This is a genomic window from Pseudarthrobacter sp. AG30, assembly GCF_003116525.1.
Classification (GTDB): domain Bacteria; phylum Actinomycetota; class Actinomycetes; order Actinomycetales; family Micrococcaceae; genus Arthrobacter.
In genome coordinates this window covers 17062-35366 of sequence record NZ_QEHL01000001.1, presented here as the reverse complement: position 1 = coordinate 35366, position 18305 = coordinate 17062, and the positions used below count along the sequence as shown (strand labels likewise).

Sequence of the window (18305 nt, the reverse complement as noted above, 5' to 3'; positions counted from 1 at the left end):
GGCCACGGCGCAGAATGGCCGCCGCTCCCCGCCCTGGTCCTCCTACACTGGGGTGATGATCACAGTCACCGGAAGTGTGGAAACCAACCTGTCCGCGGAGAAGGCCTTTGCTTTCCTCAGCGAGTTCGAGAACACCAGCAAATGGGACCCCAACACCCCTGTCATGGACAAGATCACGCCGGGACCGGTGGCCGTGGGGCACAAGTACCACGCCGAATCCGAGTTTCGCGGCAAACGCCAGGCCCTGACCTACGAGGTCATCGAGCTCTCGGACAACCACATCAAGCTCTGGGGCGAGAACAAGACCGTCACCTCGTACGACTCCATCGACGTCCGGGCCAGCGGCACAGGTTCGGTGGTCACGTACACGGCCGAGTTCAGCATCAACGGGCCGGCCAAGATCATCCAGCCGCTGCTGAAACCGGCCTTCAACTCACTGCGGGACCCCGCCTTGAACGGCATCCGGGATACGCTTAACTCGCTGGCAGCGGGCTGACAGCCTCAAAAAACGCCCGGAGCGCACCGCGCGGGTCGGCCTCGAGGCGCGTCTCGTCGTCGAACACCATGGTGCTGCGTCCGTGCCCGTACTCGGGCCACGCCAGCTGGGCCGTGTCCGGTGACCCCGTCCGCGCAAAAGCTGCCCAGGCCCCGCTCATGGCGCCGCTGAGCCGGCGTGGTGCGCTGCCGCGGGTGAGGAAAGCCGCCGCCGGTGCGTCCAGGTGCCGGAAGACGAACGGGATTTCCAGGGCATGGCAGGCCCCGAGCTTGCCGCCCATGGCCGGGCTGCGCCACGTGAACAGGTAGGCGAAGCTCTTCCCGGCGGCGCCCGCCGCGCGCCGTGCCGCCAGGAGCCGGTTGCTGGGCTGCCGGTACAGGGAATCGGCAATGGCGGATTCCAGGAGCTCCTTGCCTGCCGGTTCACGCTGCAGCACCTCCTCCAGCGCGTCCGCGTATCCGGCGGCATGGGCGGCAGGAATCCCGGCCGCGGCAAGGACGGCGGCGGCACGCTCCGGGTATCCGGGGTCGGCCGGCGAGGGCGGGCGCATCTCCACCGCAAACGATCCCTCGTTGAGGTTGGTTCCGATCAGCAGGTCGACGCCGCTGTTCACCCCGTTCCGGACCGCGTCGAGCGGCGGCGCCGGCAATGACGGCGTCCCCACTGTCGGCTGGAAGGGGAGCGGGACTGCGTAGGACTGCGCGGCGAAACGCTTCTCAAGGCCTTTTTGCGCTGCCAGCAGCTGCTCCACCGGGAGGGTGAGGAGTTCCGCTGCAGACGAGGGGGCCAGGCCGCACAGGTCAAGGAATGCCGCGCTGATCCGCGCGGACTCCTCCGGTTGGCGGAAGCGCTCGGCCGTTCCGCTTTGCATGATGGCCCGGCGGAACAGCCCTTCCGACGCCGGCATCCCCAGCAGGGTGCCAATCGCCGCGGCTCCTGCCGACTCGCCAAAGATGGTCACGTTCCCCGGGTCGCCGCCGAAGGCGCCAATGTTGCGGCGGACCCAGCGAAGGGCCTCCAGCTGGTCCAGCAATGCAACGTTGGACGAGTCGACGTACCCGTCCCCCAGCAGGTCCGCCAGGTGCAGGAAGCCCAGCGCGCCGAGCCTGTAATTGATGGACACCACCACCGCGCCCGCCGCGGCGGCGAGCCTGGCGCCGTCGTACATGGCATCGCTGTTGGCGCCCAGCAGGTACGCACCGCCGTGGATCCAAACCATCACCGGCAGCGCCTGGCCGCCGGTTTCCGGCACCCAGACGTTCAGGTTCAGGCAGCCGTCCTCGCTCCACCTCCGCGGCACGGCACCTGGAGGTGCCGGGGATTCGGGGTTTTGCGGTGCCGCAGGCCCGGCGGCGGTGCAGTCCAGCACCCCGTCCCACGACTCCAGCGGCACGGGCGGACGGAAGCGGTTCACGCCCGACGGCGGCCCGGCGTACGGGATGCCAAGGAACCGGTGGACAGTGGTCCCGTCAGTTCCGAGGGAGGTGCCGCGGAGGGAACCACCGGGGGTGGAAAGGAGGGTCATGGTTGACAGGTTACGTCGCCGGGGCGCCCCACGGCGCCCCCGGACCTGCTCAGCTTTGCGGGCCTCCCGACGGAGAGTCCTTCCGGGTGTTCCGGAGGATCAGGGCGGAACTGCTCAGTGGTGCCCGGAGCGGCAGGCCCTTGGCAGTGCAGTGCTCATTGACGGCCAACGACAGGGCGTCCCGTTCCTTCGCCGACAGGGTGGCTTCGCCGGCGCAGTACGCACGGATGAGCTGTTCCGAGGCGTCGCCGCCCAGCCCCACGAACTCAATCCACAGCTGCCAGATATCCAGCCGGTGCTCCTTGATGACGGCCCCCGTCAGGGCTTGCTGGTCCACGGCATCCATTGTCCCGTCCTAGCCTTTGCTACACCTGTTCCACTGGACTTCGGAGCGGGACCCGGGATGGATGGGTGAAGTGGAGAAGAATCTTTTCCTGTAAGAATGGGCCCATGCCCCTGCGCTCCTACCCGATCCGGCGGCTGGCAGAGGACCCCTCGAACGTCCTTGACCGCGTACGCTGGCCGGCCGTCCTGCCGCCGGTGGCCCAAGTCCTCGACCAGGGGCTCGACTTGGGCCCGGCCACCATCCTGGTGGGTGAGAACGGCTCGGGTAAATCCACGCTGGTGGAAGGCATCGCGCTCGCCTACGGGCTGTCCCCGGAGGGCGGTTCCACGGGCGCCAGGCACACCACCCGGCCTACTGAGTCCGTCCTCGGCGACCATTTGCAGCTGGTCCGGAACCCGGGCGCCACCCGGCGGGGCTACTTTCTCCGGGCCGAGACAATGCACGGGCTGTACACCTACCTGGAAAAGAATCCCAGCACGTTCACGCCGGACATCCCGTTCCATGACATGTCCCATGGCGAGTCCTTCCTGCAGTTGGCAGCCGACCGGTTCCGCGGAGCCGGACTCTGGGTCCTTGACGAACCGGAATCCGCACTGTCCTTTTCGGGCTGCCTGAGCCTCCTGTCCGTCCTGAAGGAACTGTTGGCCGGCGGCCAGTCCCAGGTGATCATGTCCACCCATTCGCCGCTGCTTGCCGCCTTGCCCGGCGCGACCATCCTGGAAGCGGGGCCTTGGGGTTTGCGGTCCCGGTCCTGGGCGGAGCTGGAGCTCGTGGCGAACTGGCAACGGTTCATGGACTCGCCCGAACGCTACCTCCGCCACCTCTAGCTGCCGGAGGACCTTCGCCCCTAGGCAGGAAAAGGCTCCAAGCGGTCAACTTGATTGTCCGGAACAGGCAGCAATATCAGGAGGCAGGGACAATGGGCGCGTGCGATGTCTGCGGCAGCAGCGAGGGCCGCATGTTTACCGTCAGTATGGGAAACCAGACCGGCACGTTCGACAGCTTTGAGTGTGCAATCCACATGATGGCTCCCGCCTGTGAGCACTGCGGCTGCCGGATCCTGGGCCATCCGGTGGAAAGCGAAGCAGGCATCTACTGCTGCCTCCACTGTGCCAAGGAAGCGGGAAATCCGCACCACGCCCCCAAAGCCGAGCACTCCACTGTGGCCGTTCCGGCCCAGGGCGCCGCCGCCGGCCAGGGCTGACCCGGCTGGAAGCCTGGAACGGAAAAGGGGAGCCATGGCCGGTAACGGAAAGTACAAGATCGTGGTGGGAACGGACGGATCGGAACAGTCACGGGCCGCCATGGACTGGGCCGTGCAGGAAGCCAGGCTGCGGCACGGTGAGGTGCAGGCCGTAACCGCCTGGAACTTCCCCTACGTCAGTGACGCACTGGGCACCGCCTGGGACTATGAAATCTTCGAGAAGGACGCGCAGGCGATCCTGGAGGCGGAGCTGGAACGCGTCAAGGACCAGGACGTTGCCATCACCGGCCGCGTCGTGGAGGGGAACCCGGCTTCGGCGCTCATCGAGGCGTCCAAAGATGCCAACCTTATAGTGGTGGGCTCCCGCGGCCACGGCGGATTCACCGGCATGATGCTTGGCTCCGTTTCGCACCAGACCATCCACCACGCACACTGCCCGGTGCTGGTTATCCGCGAACCGGCCGTTGATTAGCGGTGCGGCTGCCTGGAAAAGTCGGGATCCAGCACCGGACGGTTTCGCGGTAGCGCTGGAATTCCTGGCCAAAACGCTTCGAGAGGTCTGCTTCTTCCAGTGGCCTGACGGCATAGTTCCACACCAGTGAGCCCAGCACCGCATAGCCAACCACCAGCCACGACTGCAGGATGAGCCCGACGGCGGCCCCCTGCACAATGCCCGCCGCCGCCATCGGATTGCGGATCCAGCGGTACGGCCCGGCAACCACCAGGCGGTTTGCCATCACGGACGGCAACGGTGTCCCGTCCCCGAGGGTGGACATCACGGCGGCAGACCAGATCCCCAAAGCGCTCGCAAGGATGAGGATGGCGACGCCGGCCGGGACGGCAACGGCAGGGATGTCCAGGCCCAACCCCCAGCGCTGCTCGAGAAAGGCCAGGCAGGCCGGTACCAGCCCGAGGAAGAAACCCCAGAACACGACAATCTGTCCGAACGTGGCGGCAACATAGACTCTTGCCTTGGTGCGTTTCGGGGCCGGACGGAACGCAAACGGGCCCCGGACAATCCACGCCGTGGGGATGCGGCCTAACAGCACCAGGCACAGTCCGGCAACCGACCCCGCAGTGGCGGCGCCCATGGCCAGCACACCGAGGCCCGCCTGGGTGCTCACCGTGGCATAGACGGCCAGGGCGACGGCAACAACGGTGGTCCACACGGTGCCGGCAAACGCTGCGGACCGCACTCCGCAGGCTGCGGCCGCAGAGGCAAGGACAAACAGCGGAACGTCGAATACGGCAATAAGGACCGGGTCCAGGCCTCCCAGCGTTGCCCGGCGCACCGCCGGGTCCAGGAATACCGCAATCCACCACAAACACCCGGCGACAGCTTGCACGGCAAAGTACGCCCTGCCCCACTGGCCTGGCTGCGGCACAGATCCCCCGAATCCATTCTCGCCGCGACAGTCTGCGGCATGTCCCAGCCTAGCGAATGCGCCGCCGGTTCCGGCGGAACAGAAATGGTCCGGGCTTCCCGTGGAAACCCGGACCATTGTCCTTGGTGCTAGGCGGGCTGCGGTGCCCCGGCCCGGGCGTGCTCCCTGGCCAGGTTCCCCAACCAGCGTGCGCTCTCCTTGGGGGTCCGTTCCTGGGTGGAGCGGTCGACGGCGATCAGGCCGAACTTGGGCCCGTAGCCGAAGATCCATTCGAAGTTGTCGAACGCGGTCCAGGCGATGTACCCGCGGACATCGATGCCGTCCGCGAGGCAGGAAGCTACGCCGTCGACGGCCGTCCGCAGGTACGCTACCCGCTGCGTGTCATCCTCGGTGGCCAGGCCGTTCTCGGTGACAATCACCGGGATGCCGGCGATCCTGTGGGCCTCCCGGATGGTGGCTTCCAGCGCCTGGGGATAGATTTCCTCGCCCATCTGGTTGGTGGCCACACCCTCCGGCGCCGGGGCATGGCCGTCCGGGCCGTACACGGTGCGGCCGTAGGTTTGGATGCCCACGAAGTCGTCGCCGCGGGAGGCTTCGAGGAAGCGTTCGTTGACGTCGCGGCGTACCTGGTCTGCAATCCCTTCGCCACCGGGCAGCGCCTGGATATCGGAGTTTGCGAGGGTCCACCCCACCTGGAGGTCCGGGCGGCGGGCTTTGATGGCCTTGGTGGCGGCCCGGTGCGCCGCCACCTTGACCTGGAACCCCGCCTCCGTGGAGCAGAACTGGAACGGGGCAACAGTGCTGGCATCCACGCCCAGGCGCTGGGCGGCGGCCGCCCAGATGGGCACCGAACCGCGGTTCTCCGGGGCTTCCCCGCCGATGCCGAATGACTCCAGCAGCCAAGGGAGGTTCGGCTCGTTCAGGGTGCAGGCGACGCCGATCAGGTCACCCAGGTGGGCCATGACCCGGTCGCAGTAGCGTGCGAAGAGTTCGGGCGTCCGGCTGCCCTCCCAGCCGCCGATCCGAAGGAGCCACAGCGGTGACGTGAAGTGGTGGAACGTGACCACCGGGGTAAGTCCATGGTCGTGGCAGGCTTCCAGCACCCGCTTGTAGTGGTCCAGCGCAGCCACCGAGAACTGGCCTTCCTCCGGTTCGATCCGGGCCCATTCAACGGAGAACCGGTAGCTGGTAAAACCGAGGCCGGCGATCAGTGCGATGTCCTCGCGGTAGCGGTGGTAGTGGTCCACGGCGTCCCCGGACGGCTCCGCGAAGATCGTTCCGGGAAGGTGCTCCAGGAACCAGGTATCGCTGTTGACGTTGTTGCCTTCCACCTGGTGGCCGGCGGTGGCCACGCCCCAAAGGAAGTCGCGGGGGAACGGGTTGGTCATGGGGTTCCTTTCGTGATGGACGCGTGCAGGCGTCCGAGGCTTCGTTGCCTTCCATCCATCCTTCCGCCCGGCGTGACCGCCGCCACAATACTTTTTCAATCAATGACATTGTCATGTTTGGCGCCTGTGGCCCCGGCTGATTCTTGAAGGGAGCCGGCGAGCAGCCAGCCCCCATATCCGTTCCTCCGTCATCACATCAGAATGCAAAGGCGCACTACATGAAACTTCCGAACTCCACCGCCCGTGCGAGCTCCGCCGTTCTGGCCGGTGCCCTGCTGATGGGTTCCTTGGCCGCCTGCGGCGGCGGGTCCAGCCAGGCCGCCGCAAAGGCTGATACCAGCAGCCTCACCCTGGCCATCGACAGTGACTCGGCCTCCTTCGGTTTCGACCCGTTGCGCGTCTCCGCAGCCCAGCGCCAGTTCTTCGAAGGCCTCTACGACAGCCTGATGACCCTTCAGCCGGACGGTTCCGCAGGTCCGGGCCTGGCCAAGGACTTCAGCTACAACGCGGACAACACCGTCCTGACGCTGAACCTCAAGGATGACGTCACGTTCACCGACGGTTCCAAACTGGATGCCGCCCTGGTCAAGGCCAACCTGGACCGCCGCTCCGATCCCGCACTGAGCGCCTACTCCGCCGTCGCCAAGGGCGGCGCCCAGGAAATCATCTCCGTGGACGTGGTCAGCCCCACCCAGGTGGCCCTGACCTTCGCCAAGCCGCAGCCCGGATTCGAGCAGAACCTGGCCTCCACCACCGGCATGATCGTGGGCAAGAACGGTGTCGCCGACACTTCCAGCCTCGCTGCGACCCCTGACGGTTCCGGCCCGTACACCCTTGACCCCTCCACCGTGAAGGGCAACAAGTACGTCCTGGTGAAGAACGACAAGAGCGCTGACGCTTCCAAGTACGCCTACAAGAAGGTGGTCTTCAGCGTTGTCCTGGACCCCCAGGCCCGCGCCAACGCCCTGGTCTCCGGCCAGGCCGACGTGGCCATGCTGACCTCGAACACCGTTGACTTCGCGAAGTCCAAGGGCGTCGGCGTTTCGCAGATCGGCGGCACGGTCAACACCATGATCTCCTTCGATAAGATCGGCAAGACCGCCCCGGCGTTCGCCCAGGAGAAGGTCCGCCAGGCCATCCAGTACGCCATCAACCGCCAGGCCCTGGTGGACGCACTGCACAAGGGTGACATCCCCGCCTGGAATGCCCTCCCCAAGGATTCGGCCGGCTTCACCAAGGACCTCGAAACCAAGTTCGCGTACAACCCGGACAAGGCCAAGAGCCTGCTGGCCGAGGCAGGCTACCCCAACGGGTTCGAGTTCACCATCATCGCCGGCGCGCAGACCCAGACGGACCTGCAGGCAGTCCAGAAGGACCTCGCCGCCGTCGGCATCACCATGAACGTAAAGATGGCCGCCTCCACCGACGAAGCTTTCGCCGCCGTCGCCACCACGCCCCTGGGCTACGCGCCGCTGAACTGGGACAACCCCGTCGGCGTGATGTACGGCGCCATCCTCAACGGATTCACCAACGTCCAAAAGGCCACCGATGACCAGCTCAGCGCCGCCACCGGCGAGCTGGCCGCAGCGAAGGACGACGCCGCCGTAAAGACCGCCGCCACGAAGCTGAACACCCGGTTGGTGGAATCCGGTTGGATGATCCCGCTGTACGAGGCCCTGACCAACCAGGGCTACAACACCAAGAAGGTGGCGCAGGTGAAGTTCGCCGGCACCAACGCCTACCCGCTCCTCTCGTCCTACACGCCGGCCAGCTGATACCCGCACCGTCCCGGGCGGCCCTTGTCCACCAAGGCCAGGGCCGCCCGTGCAGGGCCTGACCGATGGAGGTCACCATGGCACTATTCATTACTAAGCGCCTGCTGATGGCGCTTGCCACCGTGCTGGTGGTTGCGGTACTGGCATTCCTGCTGGTGCACGCAATGCCGGGCAGCCCCGGGGCCGTGTCCCTCGGCGCAGGCGCCTCCCAGCAGGCGATCGGCGAGGTCAACCAGCGGATGGGCTGGAACGATCCGCTGCCGGCGCAGTTCTTCACCTGGCTTGGTTCCGCGGTCCAGGGCGACCTGGGCGTCTCGCTCATCGACGGCCGCTCGGTCAGCGCCGACCTCGCCAGCCGGCTGCCCGTTACCGCGTCGCTGGCTGCCGGCGCCACCGTCCTCAGCGCGGTCCTTGGCATCGGCCTGGGCGTCACCGCAGCGGTCCGCGGCGGCGTCGTGGACCGGATCATTGGCGGAGTGGCGGGCATGGCCGTTGCCCTGCCCGCCTTCTGGATCGGCATCATCTTCGTGTACCTGCTGGCCGTCCAGTCCTCCGTCTTCCCGGCGACCGGTTATGTCCCCTTTGAATCCTCCCCACAGGACTGGGCCCTGTCCTTGGCGTTGCCCGTGATCACCCTGGCGGTGGGCGGAGGGGCATTCATCGCCCGGCAGACCCGTGCCTCCATGCTCGAAGCCCTGCAGCAGGAACACATCCGCACGCTGCGTGCCACGGCCACACCCACCTGGAAAATCCTCTACGTCCATGCCCTGCGCTATGCCAGCCTCCCGATTGTGGCCGGCATCGCCCTGCAGTTCATCCAGCTGTTCGGCGGGTCGGTCATCGCGGAGCAACTGTTCGCCATGCCCGGCCTGGGCCAGGCCGTCCAGAACTCCGTCAGCACCCATGACGCCCCGTCCGTGCAGGGCGTGGTGGTGATCGCCACCGTGGTGGTGGTCGCCGTGAACCTGGTGCTGGAACTCGCCACCAAGTTCCTCGACCCGAAGTTGCGTGCCTCATGATTCCCAACGTTGCCCCCGCGCCCGCAGACCAAGCACAGCCGACGACGGCCGCGGACCTTCGCAAGACACGTCGCCACGGCGCGCCGAAGAAGTTCACTGGCAGCAAGCTGTTTGGCTCGTTCGGGAGCATCGCAGGGGTGGCCTGGCTGGCCGTCCTCGTGGCCGCCTCCCTGACTGCCCCGCTGTGGCTGCCGTTCAAGACCGAGGACCAGGACTTCACCGCCGTGCTCTCCGGCCCAACCGCCGCGCACTGGCTTGGCACGGATGAACTGGGCCGTGACCTCCTGAGCCGGATCTTCGCCTCCGCCGCCGGTACCCTCGGGACGTCAATGATCACGGTGATTGTCGCCGTCGGACTCGGAACGCTTCTTGCGATGCTGGCCGCAGCCGCCGGCGAGAGGGTGGAGAACGCGGTCAGCCGCGTCACCGAGATCATGATGTCGCTGCCCGGCACCGTGATCATCCTGGCCGTGATCGGTGCCGTGGGAACCAATATTCCGATGATCATGGGAATCCTGGGCGTCCTGATCTCGGCCGGCATCTACCGGGTGATGCTCGGGCAGGCCAAATCCCTTCAGTCGCAGCTGTACGTGGACGCCGCCAAAGTGGACGGTGTCAGCACCGCCGGTATCAGCCTGCGCCATGTGCTGCCCGGCCTGACCAACACCATCGTCGTCCAGGCCGCGCTGATCTTCGCCGTCGGCATGCTGATCCAGGCAGGCCTGGCGTTCATCGGATTCGGGCCGCCCATCCCGCAGCCCAGCTGGGGCGGAATGATTCAAGGCGCCTCCCAGCACGTCTATGACGCACCCTGGATGATGGTGCCCACCGGCGCCGTACTTGCCCTGACCGTCCTGTCGGCCAACGCCATCGGCAACGCCCTCGGCAAGGCGCCCAACGCCACCGCTTCACATCTGCCTTCCGCCGCCGCCCGGCGCCAGCGCGCCAAGGCAGTCGCCACCATCGCTTCAGCAGCCCCCGCTCCCGTCACGCAGGATGGCGTGGCGAAGGGGACGCTCAGCGTCCGCAACCTCTCCGTCGGCGTCGACAGTACCGGTGCGGGCAGCGGCGTCCCCCTGGTCACCGATGTCTCCTTCGACGTCGAACAAGGCACGGTCTTGGGGCTGGTGGGGGAGTCCGGCTGCGGCAAGACGATGACCGCGCTGTCCCTCCTGGGGCTGCTGCCGTCCGGGGTCTCCGTCACGGGCGGCCACATCCTCTGGAACGGCAGGAACCTTGCCGCCACCACCGACAAAGCCATGGAAACCGTCCGCGGCCGGGACATCGCCCTGATCAGCCAGGAACCCATGCGCGCCCTGGATCCCATGTTCACGGTGGGCTACCAGCTCACCGCCACCATCCGGCGGCTCCGCGGCATGGGCAAGGCGGAGGCCCGGGAGGAAGCCCGGAACCTTCTGGAGAAGGTGGGGATCGTGGACGCTGCACGCATCCTGAAGACCTATCCGCACCAGATCAGCGGCGGCATGGCCCAGCGCGTGGCCATCGCCCTGGCGCTCGCCGGGCAGCCGAAACTGCTGGTGGCTGACGAACCGACCACCGCCCTGGACGTCACGGTGCAGGCCGAAATCCTGTCCCTGCTGCGCGCCCTGGTGACGGACACCGGCATGTCCGTGGTGATGGTGACGCACGACCTCGGCGTGGTGGCGGACATCTGTGACCAGGTTGCCGTCATGTACGCCGGCCAGGTGGTGGAGAACGGCAGGACGGACAGCATCCTGGACAATCCCCGGCACCCCTACACCCTGGCGCTCCTGGCCGCAGACCCGCACGCCAACCACGCAGACGATATGCCGGAACGCCTCGCCACGATTCAAGGTCAGGTCCCGCAGCCCAAGGACTGGCCCACCGGCTGCCGGTTCGCCGCCCGCTGCCAGTTCGCCGGTTCAGCCTGCGTGGAACCCGTGCCGCTGCTGCCCTCCGGTGCCGGCGAAGGGCTGGTGCGGTGCGTCAAAGCGGACCAGCTCGCCGTCGAGGGCATGGACTGGCTGGCCACGGACGTACCCGCCGCCCGCACCCTGGAGATCACCCCCACACAGAACCCGCGCAGTTTGCAGACCATCGTCGAAAAGGACCTGGCATGAGCACCGCAGTCACCGAACGCCGCGATTCCACGCCGCCTTCCGCCGCAACCCCCATGCTGGAGGTCAAGGACCTGGTGGTCCGCTACGGCCGGGGCCGGAAGGCCGCCGCGGCTCCTGCCGCCGTCGACCATGTCAGCTTCAGCATCGCACCCGGGGAGACTGTGGGACTGGTGGGGGAGTCCGGATCCGGAAAGTCCACCATCGGCAAGGCAATCCTGGGCCTGCAAAAGGTGTCCGGCGGCACCATCACCTACCAGGGCAAGGACATCACCTCCGCCGGCGCCGCGGAGCGCCGGGCCCTGGGCGGGGAACTGCGTGCCGTCTTCCAGGACCCCAACTCATCGCTGAACCCGCGGAACACCATCGGCACGTCCCTGGCCGAACCGCTGCGCCTGCGAGGGGTTTCAGCGGCAGAGGCACGCGCCAAGGCCGGGGACATGCTGGAACGCGTGGGCCTGCCGCGGGACGCCGTGGACCGGTACCCCAGCCAGTTCTCCGGCGGCCAGCGCCAGCGCATTTCCGTGGCACGTGCCCTCATCTGCGATCCCCAACTGGTGGTCTGCGACGAAGCCGTCAGTGCCCTGGACCTTTCCACCCAGGCGCAGGTGCTCAACCTGCTGGCCGACCTCCGCGACGAGCGGGGCCTGAGCTACCTGTTCATCGCCCACGACATCGCCGTGGTCCAATTCCTTGCCCAGCGCGTGGTGGTGCTGTACCGCGGGCAGGTAATGGAAAGCGGCCCCGCCGCCGCCGTGACCGAGAACCCCAGGCACCCGTTCACCCAGGCGCTCGTGGCCGCCTCCCCGGTGCCGCGTCCGGCGGAGCAGGCGGCGCGCCGCGAAGCCCGCGAATCACTGGGTGTCCGCACCGGAGCGGCTGCGGTGCCCGCACCCGGCGGCTGCCCCTTCCGGCTCCGCTGCCCCCTGGCCACCGACCTGTGCGCCACCGAGCGGCCGGCGCTGCGCCGGGTGGGGACGGCCGACGTCGCCTGCCACTACGCCTGAACCCCTTGCCTCAACTTCAGAACGGACCCCTTCTTCCATGACTTCCACTCCCTGGCTCGCCGCCATGATTTCGCCCGAGCAGGACTTCGACGGCGCCCCGCTGCTCCGCAAGGAATTTACGCTTGAGGAGGGCCACGGCGGCGTGGTGAGGGCGACGCTGCGGGCCACCGCCTTCGGCGCCTATGAGGCGTTCATCAACGGCTCACCGGTGGCGGACGACGTCCTGAGCCCGGGCTGGAGCTCCTACGAGTGGCGGCTCCGCTACCGCAGCTATGACGTCACGTCCCTGGTGGCCCCCACCAGCGTGCTGGGGGTGGAACTGGGCAACGGCTGGTACCGCGGCCGGCTGGCCTGGCACGGCATGTCCAACCTCTACGGCAGTGAGCTGGGGTTCTTCGGGCAGCTGGACATCGAGTTCGAGGACGGCCACGTCCAGTCGATCGCGTCGGACACCACCTGGCAGGCAGGCCCCTCCGCCACCACCTTCAACGACCTCTACGACGGGCAGACCATCGACGCCCGCCTTTATCAGAAGGGCTGGGCGGAGCCCGGCTATGTGCCCGGCGCTGGCTGGACGGGCGTGCGTGAACTGGCGTTCGACGGCGGCCGGCTCGCTGAGCCGGTCGGCCCGCCGGTGGTGCGCGCCGGCGTCGTCCGTCCCGTGGAAATCTTCACCTCACCCGGCGGCCGGACACTGGTGGACTTCGGCCAGAACCTGGTGGGCTGGCTCCGGTTCACCGTTCGGGGCGAGGCCGGGCAGGCCATCACCGTCCGGCATGCCGAGGTGCTGGAAAACGGCGAACTCGGTGTCCGGCCCCTGCGGTCCGCGAAGGCCACGGACACGTTCATCCTCTCCGGCGGGGAAGACGTCTTTGAACCCACCAAGACCTTCCACGGCTTCCGCTACGCCGAAATCGCCGGCTGGCCGGGAACGCTGACCGCGGATGACGTCGAGGCCGTGGTGGTCCACTCCGACCTTGAGCGCACCGGCACCTTCGAATGCTCCAACGAGCTCGTCAACCAGCTGCACCGCAACATCGTCTGGGGCCTCCGCGGGAACTTCCTGGACCTGCCCACCGACTGCCCGCAGCGCGATGAGCGTCTCGGCTGGACCGGCGACATCGCGGTCTTCGCCCCCACCGCCGCCTACCTGTACGACGTCAAGGGCTTCCTGCAGGACTGGCTGCTGGACCTCGCCGCCGAGCAAAAAGCGGCAAACGGCCTGGTACCCATCACCGTGCCCGATGCCCTGAAGTACTGCCCGCAACCGCCGGAATTCCCGGCCCCGGAATCCTCGGCGCTCTGGAGCGAAGCCTCCGTGTGGGTGCCGTGGGCACTCTGGGAGGCCTACGGGGACATCAGCGTGCTGCGGAACCAGTACGAGTCAATGGCCTCGCACACCCGCCGCGTGGAGGGGCTGCTCTCGCCCACCGGCCTGTGGGACTCCGGCTTCCAGTTCGGCGACTGGCTGGACCCGGACGCCGCGCCGGACCAGCCATGGGCGGCCAAGGCGGACACCGGCGTGGTGGCCACCGCCTGCATGTACCGCACCGCGCGCCTCACAGCGCAGGCTGCCGGGCTGCTGGGAAAGCACGACGACGAAGCGTATTTCGAGGCGCTCGCCGCCCGGGTGCGGACCGCCTTCGCTGAACACTACGTGGCAGCCGGCGGCACCATCCGCAGCGACTGCACCACCGTCTACGCGCTGGCCATCGCCTTCGGCATCCTGCCCACCCCGGAGCTGCGGGAATTCGCCGGGAACCACCTGGCCGAACTCGTCAGGGCCAACAACTACCGCGTGTCCACCGGGTTCGCCGGCACCCCGTTCATCACCCACGCGCTGACGGACACCGGCCACGTGGACGAGGCCTACCGGCTGCTGCTTGAGGAAGGCTGCCCGTCCTGGCTGTACCCGGTGACGATGGGCGCCACCACGGTCTGGGAACGCTGGGATTCCATGCTCCCGGACGGCACCATCAACCCCGGTGAGATGACCAGCTTCAACCACTACGCCCTGGGCGCGGTGGCCGACTGGATGCACAAAGCCATCGGCGGCATCCGGCCGCTGGAACCCGGTTACGCCCGGGTGCTCATCGCCCCCCAGCCGGGGGACGGGATCGACTGGGCCAAAACGTCCCTGACGACTCCGCACGGTGAGGTCCGGGTGGAATGGACGCTCGACGGCGGTGCGTTCCGCCTGGAGGCGACCGTCCCTGCCGGGGTGGCGGCCGACGTCGTGCTTCCGGACGGTGCGCGGCACGCCATGGAGGGCGGGACGCGCCGCTTTGACTGCCCTGCTGCGGTGCGGGAACCGTCGGTGACCCGCTGATGGGGGCCGCCGCCCGGGCGGAACCTGCCCTGCGCCTCGACGGGATCCGGATGCGGGACCCGTTCATCCTGCAGTCCGCTCCCGGCGGGTTCGTCCTGTTCGGGACCAGCGATGAAAATGTCTGGGGCGGACCGGCCACCGGCTTTGATTGCTACACCAGCGAGGACCTGGAACATTGGGACGGCCCCTTTGCCGCCTTCCGGCCGCCGGCGGATTTTTGGGCGGACACCCAGTTCTGGGCTCCGGAGGTGTACGCGCTGGACGGGCGGTTTTTCATGTTTGCCACGCTCGCAACATCGTCCCGGTCGCGCCCTCGGGGCGTTGTGGTGCTCGCTGCCGATGCGGCGACCGGCCCTTACCGGCCGTGGAGCGACGGACCGGTCACCCCGGCTGCCGAGCCCTGCCTGGATGGAACACTCCACGTTGACGACGCCGGCGCCCGGTGGCTGGTCTACAGCCGCGGGGCGGAAGGGACGCGGGAGGAACCGGGGACCGCGGACGGCCGCATGTGCGCGGTCCGCCTGTCCCATGATCTTCGCGCCGCCGTTGGCGAGCCGTTCCTGCTGTTCACGGCCTCCTCAGCCCCCTGGGCCAGGCCGCTGCGCCTCCCGGATGGCGCAGAACCTCCGCCGGGGGCCGAACGACACACCGAACGAACGGGTCCGGCTCACAGCTGCAAGAATCGACGGGAACAGCCTCCGCCTGCATCAGTGAGGTGCAGTGGAGGCGCTGATCTGCAACGATGTGGCACAAGACCATTCCCAGGAGGACTCATGCCGTACACCGTGGATTTCAAGAACGTGTCCACCGTTGGTTTGGAATCGTCGCCCGTTGCCGACGCGCTGGCCGGGCTGCGGGCCAACGAGGCACGCTACTACAAGAACAAATACGACCACGACTTCACCATGGTCCCCGCGGACGAGGCGCCGGAAACGGTTGATTATGTCCACAACATCCTCTCCACCGAGCGGAACCTGGTGATCTCGTCCAAACCGCTCGAGGTGTCCTCCTTCGAAGTGGACGGGCTGCGGATGACGTACGTGTTCTATGAGTCCGGGCTGTCCATCAACGTCATGTACGGCATTGCGGAAGGCGGCAAGCGGGCGGTCGGGTTCAAACTCTCGGACGGCATGGACGTTCCGGAGGAACTGGCGTCCAGCTTCAAGTTCGCCCGCCAGAAGTCCAAGCTTGCGGGCACCATCCGCGGCTCCTACTTCGTCATCAAGGGCGAGTACTGAGCGCTGAAGCGGGGGCATCGCCTGGATCCGCGGGGCCGGTTGAAGCGCCGGGCACCGATCCCGCCCACGTGCTCTGGTACCGGGGCCCGGCGGAACGGTTCGTCGAGTCCCTGCCGGTAGGCAACGGACTCGCAGGGGCCACGGTTCGCGGCCTGGTGGGTGGCGAGCGCCTCCAACTCAATGAAGGTTCGGCGTGGTCCGGGCCAACCAGCCGGTCCGCACCGGCACTGGACCCATCCGCCGGACCGGCCACGCTCCACGCTGTCCGTTCGGCGGTGGATGCCGGGGATGTGCGGCGGGCGGAAGAGCTGCTGCTGGCATTCCAGGGCACTCATTCGCAGGCATACCTGCCGTTCGCTGTCCTGGCAGTGGACGTTGCCGGGTCCGCCGCAGCTGTTGACGGTGGGCCCGCCCGGTGGCTCGACCTCAGGACCGGTACCGCGGGGCACCGATACGTGGTTGACGGCGCCGAGGTCCGGCACCGGACCTTCGCCTCCCACCCGGACGCCGTCATCATCCACGAGATCACCGCCGACGCTCCCATCACCGTCCGGATCGGGTTGCACCCCGACGGCATCCGGCCCCTTGGACAGGACGCCGCAGAGCATGAGTGGGGGAACGAGCTCCGCCTGCGGGTGCTGCTGCCCAGCGACGTGGCGCCCGCCTTTGAGCGGACTGCCGAGCATATCCATTACGACGGCGACTCCCGCGCCGGAGCAGTCCATGCCGGCATCGCCACGGACGGGGCTGCGGACGTCACCGCGGGGGTCCTCGCGGTCACGGGCGCACGTTCCGTGCGGCTGGCCATTGCCACAGGAACGGTGCTGGCCCGTCCGCACGCCGGCCGGCACGCGAACACCGCCGGTTCCCCTGGCGACCTTGCCGTGCTCCTCACCGGCCGGGTGGCGCGGGCCCTCCAGGACTCCGCGGAGGCCGTGCTGGAACGCCACCTGGCCGACCACGCCGGGCTTTACGGCAGGGTCCGCCTGGGTCTCGGCCCGGACGCCGGCGCAGGCTCCGGTCCGGGGAAGCCAACGGACCAGCGCATCCGCGACTTCGAAGTGGACAAGACCGATACCGCACTGATCTCCCTCCTGTTCCACTACGGCCGGTACCTGTTGATTGCCTCCTCCCGCGCCGGTGGGTTCCCGGCCAACCTCCAAGGCATCTGGAACGAGGAACTGCCGCCACCGTGGAGCAGCAACTACACCGTGAACATCAACACGGAAATGAACTATTGGCCGGCACTGCCCGCCAACCTCGCCGAATGCCACGAACCACTGCTGCAGCTGGTGGACACGCTTGCCCGCACCGGCCCGGCCGCTGCCGCCCTGTACGGTGCGCGGGGATGGGCGGTCCACCACAACACGGATCCCTGGGGCTACCCGTTTGCCGCCGGCGCCGGCGAAGGCGACTCCATGTGGGCCAGCTGGGCCATGGGAGGCACCTGGCTGGTCCAGTCAGCCTGGCAGCACTACGCCTACACCGGGGATGCCGGCCGGTTGCGGGCTTCCTGGCCGGCCATCGAAGGGGCATGCCTCTTCGCACTGGACTGGATCATTGGGGATACGGAGACCGGAACGCACACGTCACCGTCCACCTCTCCCGAGAACCAGTACGTCGCCCCGGACGGCGCGCCGGCGTCGGTGAGCCGGTCCTCCACCATGGATGTTTCCCTCCTCCGCGGGCTCCTCGATGCGGCACGGCACGCCGCCGCAGCCTTGGCGGAGGACCCACCCTGGCTGGCGGACCTTGCGGACAAGGTGCACGCCCTTCCCGGGCCGGCCACCGGTGACCGGGGAGAAATCCGGGAATGGTCGTTTCCGGCCACTGAGCATGCACCGGACCACCGGCACACCTCCCACCTGGCGGCCGTCTATCCCCTGCTGCAGTGGAACCCGGAGGCCACGCCGGCGCTCGCCGCCGCCGCTGCCAGGACCCTGGAACTCCGCGGCCCCGAGTCCACCGGCTGGGCCATGGCCTGGCGCATCGCTCTTTGGGCGCGGCTTGGCAACGCGGCAAAAGCTGAGGAGAGCCTGAACCTGGCACTCCGGGTGGCGGGGGAGGGCTTCGACGGGCGCGGCGGGGTCTATCCCAACCTCTTCACCGCCCACCCGCCCTTCCAGATCGATGCGAACTTCGGTGCCACCGCCGGCATCGCCGAGATGCTGTTCCAGTCGGACCCGGCCGCCATCCGGCTGCTGCCTGCCCTGCCGGAATCATGGCGCGAGGGATCGGTGACCGGCCTGCGGGCGGTGGGTGGAATCGAGGTGGACATCCGCTGGTCCGGGGGCGTCCTGGACAGCGCCGTGCTGCGGTCTGCCGCGCCCGTCCACCGGGAGGTCATCTGGAACGGCCACCGGACCACCGTGCGCCTGTCCGGCATCCAGGATGTTGAGCTCCGCCGCGGCAACTTCGCGTAGCGGCCCACCCCGCCGGCCCCGGAACGCGTTTCAACGAATGAAATAAGGCCACACGGTGGGCCGGGCCAGGC

Annotated in this window: 15 protein-coding genes and 1 pseudogene; 12 read left to right on the top strand and 4 right to left on the bottom strand. The window is 68.0% G+C overall.

The window, feature by feature from the left end; genetic code table 11:
- Positions 1-55: 55 nt before the first annotated feature.
- A complete protein-coding gene (locus tag DC347_RS00160) occupies positions 56-496 on the top strand; it encodes an SRPBCC family protein (protein WP_109044016.1) in 441 nt (146 codons plus the stop codon).
- Here DC347_RS00160 and DC347_RS00155 read toward each other — a convergent pair.
- A complete protein-coding gene (locus DC347_RS00155; protein WP_109044015.1) occupies positions 474-2021 on the bottom strand; it encodes a carboxylesterase/lipase family protein in 1548 nt (515 codons plus the stop codon). The genes DC347_RS00160 and DC347_RS00155 overlap by 23 nt on opposite strands.
- Positions 2022-2070: 49 nt before the next feature.
- Entirely contained in the window at positions 2071-2367 is a 297-nt protein-coding gene (locus DC347_RS00150) for a hypothetical protein (protein ID WP_109044014.1), read from the bottom strand.
- 104 nt (positions 2368-2471) lie between these two features.
- Here DC347_RS00150 and DC347_RS00145 point away from each other — a divergent pair, with 104 nt between their 5' ends.
- The 3 genes from DC347_RS00145 to DC347_RS00135 all read left to right on the top strand — a co-directional run bounded on the left by DC347_RS00145 (position 2472) and on the right by DC347_RS00135 (position 4043).
- Positions 2472-3194, top strand: coding sequence for an AAA family ATPase (locus tag DC347_RS00145; protein WP_109044013.1), 723 nt, complete (start codon positions 2472-2474; stop codon positions 3192-3194).
- Positions 3195-3325: 131 nt separating this feature from the next.
- Positions 3326-3571 carry a hypothetical protein gene (locus DC347_RS00140; RefSeq protein ID WP_240617653.1) on the top strand — a complete coding sequence of 82 codons (246 nt, stop codon included), beginning with the start codon at positions 3326-3328 and terminating at the stop codon, positions 3569-3571.
- 34 nt (positions 3572-3605) lie between these two features.
- The gene (locus DC347_RS00135; protein WP_109044011.1) at positions 3606-4043 is read left to right on the top strand and encodes a universal stress protein; all 438 of its coding nucleotides are present in this window, start codon (positions 3606-3608) and stop codon (positions 4041-4043) included.
- Here DC347_RS00135 and DC347_RS00130 read toward each other — a convergent pair.
- Positions 4018-4956, bottom strand: coding sequence for an isoprenylcysteine carboxylmethyltransferase family protein (locus DC347_RS00130; protein ID WP_165837966.1), 939 nt, complete (start codon positions 4954-4956; stop codon positions 4018-4020). The two genes, DC347_RS00135 and DC347_RS00130, sit on opposite strands and share 26 nt — an antisense overlap.
- Positions 4957-5084: 128 nt before the next feature.
- The gene (locus tag DC347_RS00125; protein WP_109044010.1) at positions 5085-6344 is read right to left on the bottom strand and encodes a glycoside hydrolase family 1 protein; all 1260 of its coding nucleotides are present in this window, start codon (positions 6342-6344) and stop codon (positions 5085-5087) included.
- Positions 6345-6562: 218 nt separating this feature from the next.
- Between DC347_RS00125 and DC347_RS00120 the strand changes: the two genes are divergently transcribed.
- From DC347_RS00120 to DC347_RS00090, 8 genes and pseudogenes are all read left to right on the top strand, one after another.
- Positions 6563-8119 carry an ABC transporter substrate-binding protein gene (locus tag DC347_RS00120; protein WP_109044009.1) on the top strand — a complete coding sequence of 519 codons (1557 nt, stop codon included), beginning with the start codon at positions 6563-6565 and terminating at the stop codon, positions 8117-8119.
- Between the two features lie 65 nt (positions 8120-8184).
- Positions 8185-9138, top strand: coding sequence for an ABC transporter permease (locus DC347_RS00115; protein WP_109044008.1), 954 nt, complete (start codon positions 8185-8187; stop codon positions 9136-9138).
- Positions 9135-11240: a dipeptide/oligopeptide/nickel ABC transporter permease/ATP-binding protein gene (locus DC347_RS00110; protein WP_109044007.1), complete on the top strand. Its 2106-nt coding sequence runs from the start codon at positions 9135-9137 to the stop codon at positions 11238-11240. The genes DC347_RS00115 and DC347_RS00110 overlap by 4 nt, the downstream gene beginning before the upstream one ends.
- Positions 11237-12244: an ABC transporter ATP-binding protein gene (locus DC347_RS00105; RefSeq protein WP_109044006.1), complete on the top strand. Its 1008-nt coding sequence runs from the start codon at positions 11237-11239 to the stop codon at positions 12242-12244. The genes DC347_RS00110 and DC347_RS00105 overlap by 4 nt, the downstream gene beginning before the upstream one ends.
- A gap of 37 nt (positions 12245-12281) precedes the next feature.
- Positions 12282-14573 (top strand): family 78 glycoside hydrolase catalytic domain, encoded by a 2292-nt coding sequence (locus tag DC347_RS00100; protein ID WP_109044005.1) that lies wholly within the window; start codon positions 12282-12284, stop codon positions 14571-14573.
- Positions 14573-15130, top strand: a pseudogene (locus DC347_RS21870) (family 43 glycosylhydrolase); the annotation flags it as partial. The gene DC347_RS00100 and the pseudogene DC347_RS21870, both read left to right, overlap by 1 nt.
- A 216-nt stretch (positions 15131-15346) precedes the next feature.
- Positions 15347-15811 (top strand): phage tail protein, encoded by a 465-nt coding sequence (locus DC347_RS21865; RefSeq protein ID WP_240617665.1) that lies wholly within the window; start codon positions 15347-15349, stop codon positions 15809-15811.
- 68 nt (positions 15812-15879) lie between these two features.
- Positions 15880-18234, top strand: coding sequence for a glycoside hydrolase N-terminal domain-containing protein (locus DC347_RS00090; RefSeq protein WP_109044003.1), 2355 nt, complete (start codon positions 15880-15882; stop codon positions 18232-18234).
- Positions 18235-18305 lie beyond the last annotated feature (71 nt).

Bases quoted from the DNA above. Each gene is read 5' to 3' on its own strand.
- DC347_RS00155 (WP_109044015.1), bottom strand. From the start codon at position 2,021: ATGACCCTCCTTTCCACCCCCGGTGGTTCCCTCCGCGGCACCTCCCTC.
- DC347_RS00110 (WP_109044007.1), top strand. From the start codon at position 9,135: ATGATTCCCAACGTTGCCCCCGCGCCCGCAGACCAAGCACAGCCGACG.
- DC347_RS21865 (WP_240617665.1), top strand. From the start codon at position 15,347: ATGCCGTACACCGTGGATTTCAAGAACGTGTCCACCGTTGGTTTGGAA.
- DC347_RS00115 (WP_109044008.1), top strand. From the start codon at position 8,185: ATGGAGGTCACCATGGCACTATTCATTACTAAGCGCCTGCTGATGGCG.
- DC347_RS00105 (WP_109044006.1), top strand. From the start codon at position 11,237: ATGAGCACCGCAGTCACCGAACGCCGCGATTCCACGCCGCCTTCCGCC.
- DC347_RS00150 (WP_109044014.1), bottom strand. From the start codon at position 2,367: ATGGATGCCGTGGACCAGCAAGCCCTGACGGGGGCCGTCATCAAGGAG.
- DC347_RS00140 (WP_240617653.1), top strand. From the start codon at position 3,326: ATGTTTACCGTCAGTATGGGAAACCAGACCGGCACGTTCGACAGCTTT.
- DC347_RS00125 (WP_109044010.1), bottom strand. From the start codon at position 6,344: ATGACCAACCCGTTCCCCCGCGACTTCCTTTGGGGCGTGGCCACCGCC.
- DC347_RS00135 (WP_109044011.1), top strand. From the start codon at position 3,606: ATGGCCGGTAACGGAAAGTACAAGATCGTGGTGGGAACGGACGGATCG.
- DC347_RS00145 (WP_109044013.1), top strand. From the start codon at position 2,472: ATGCCCCTGCGCTCCTACCCGATCCGGCGGCTGGCAGAGGACCCCTCG.
- DC347_RS00120 (WP_109044009.1), top strand. From the start codon at position 6,563: ATGAAACTTCCGAACTCCACCGCCCGTGCGAGCTCCGCCGTTCTGGCC.
- DC347_RS00160 (WP_109044016.1), top strand. From the start codon at position 56: ATGATCACAGTCACCGGAAGTGTGGAAACCAACCTGTCCGCGGAGAAG.
- DC347_RS00100 (WP_109044005.1), top strand. From the start codon at position 12,282: ATGACTTCCACTCCCTGGCTCGCCGCCATGATTTCGCCCGAGCAGGAC.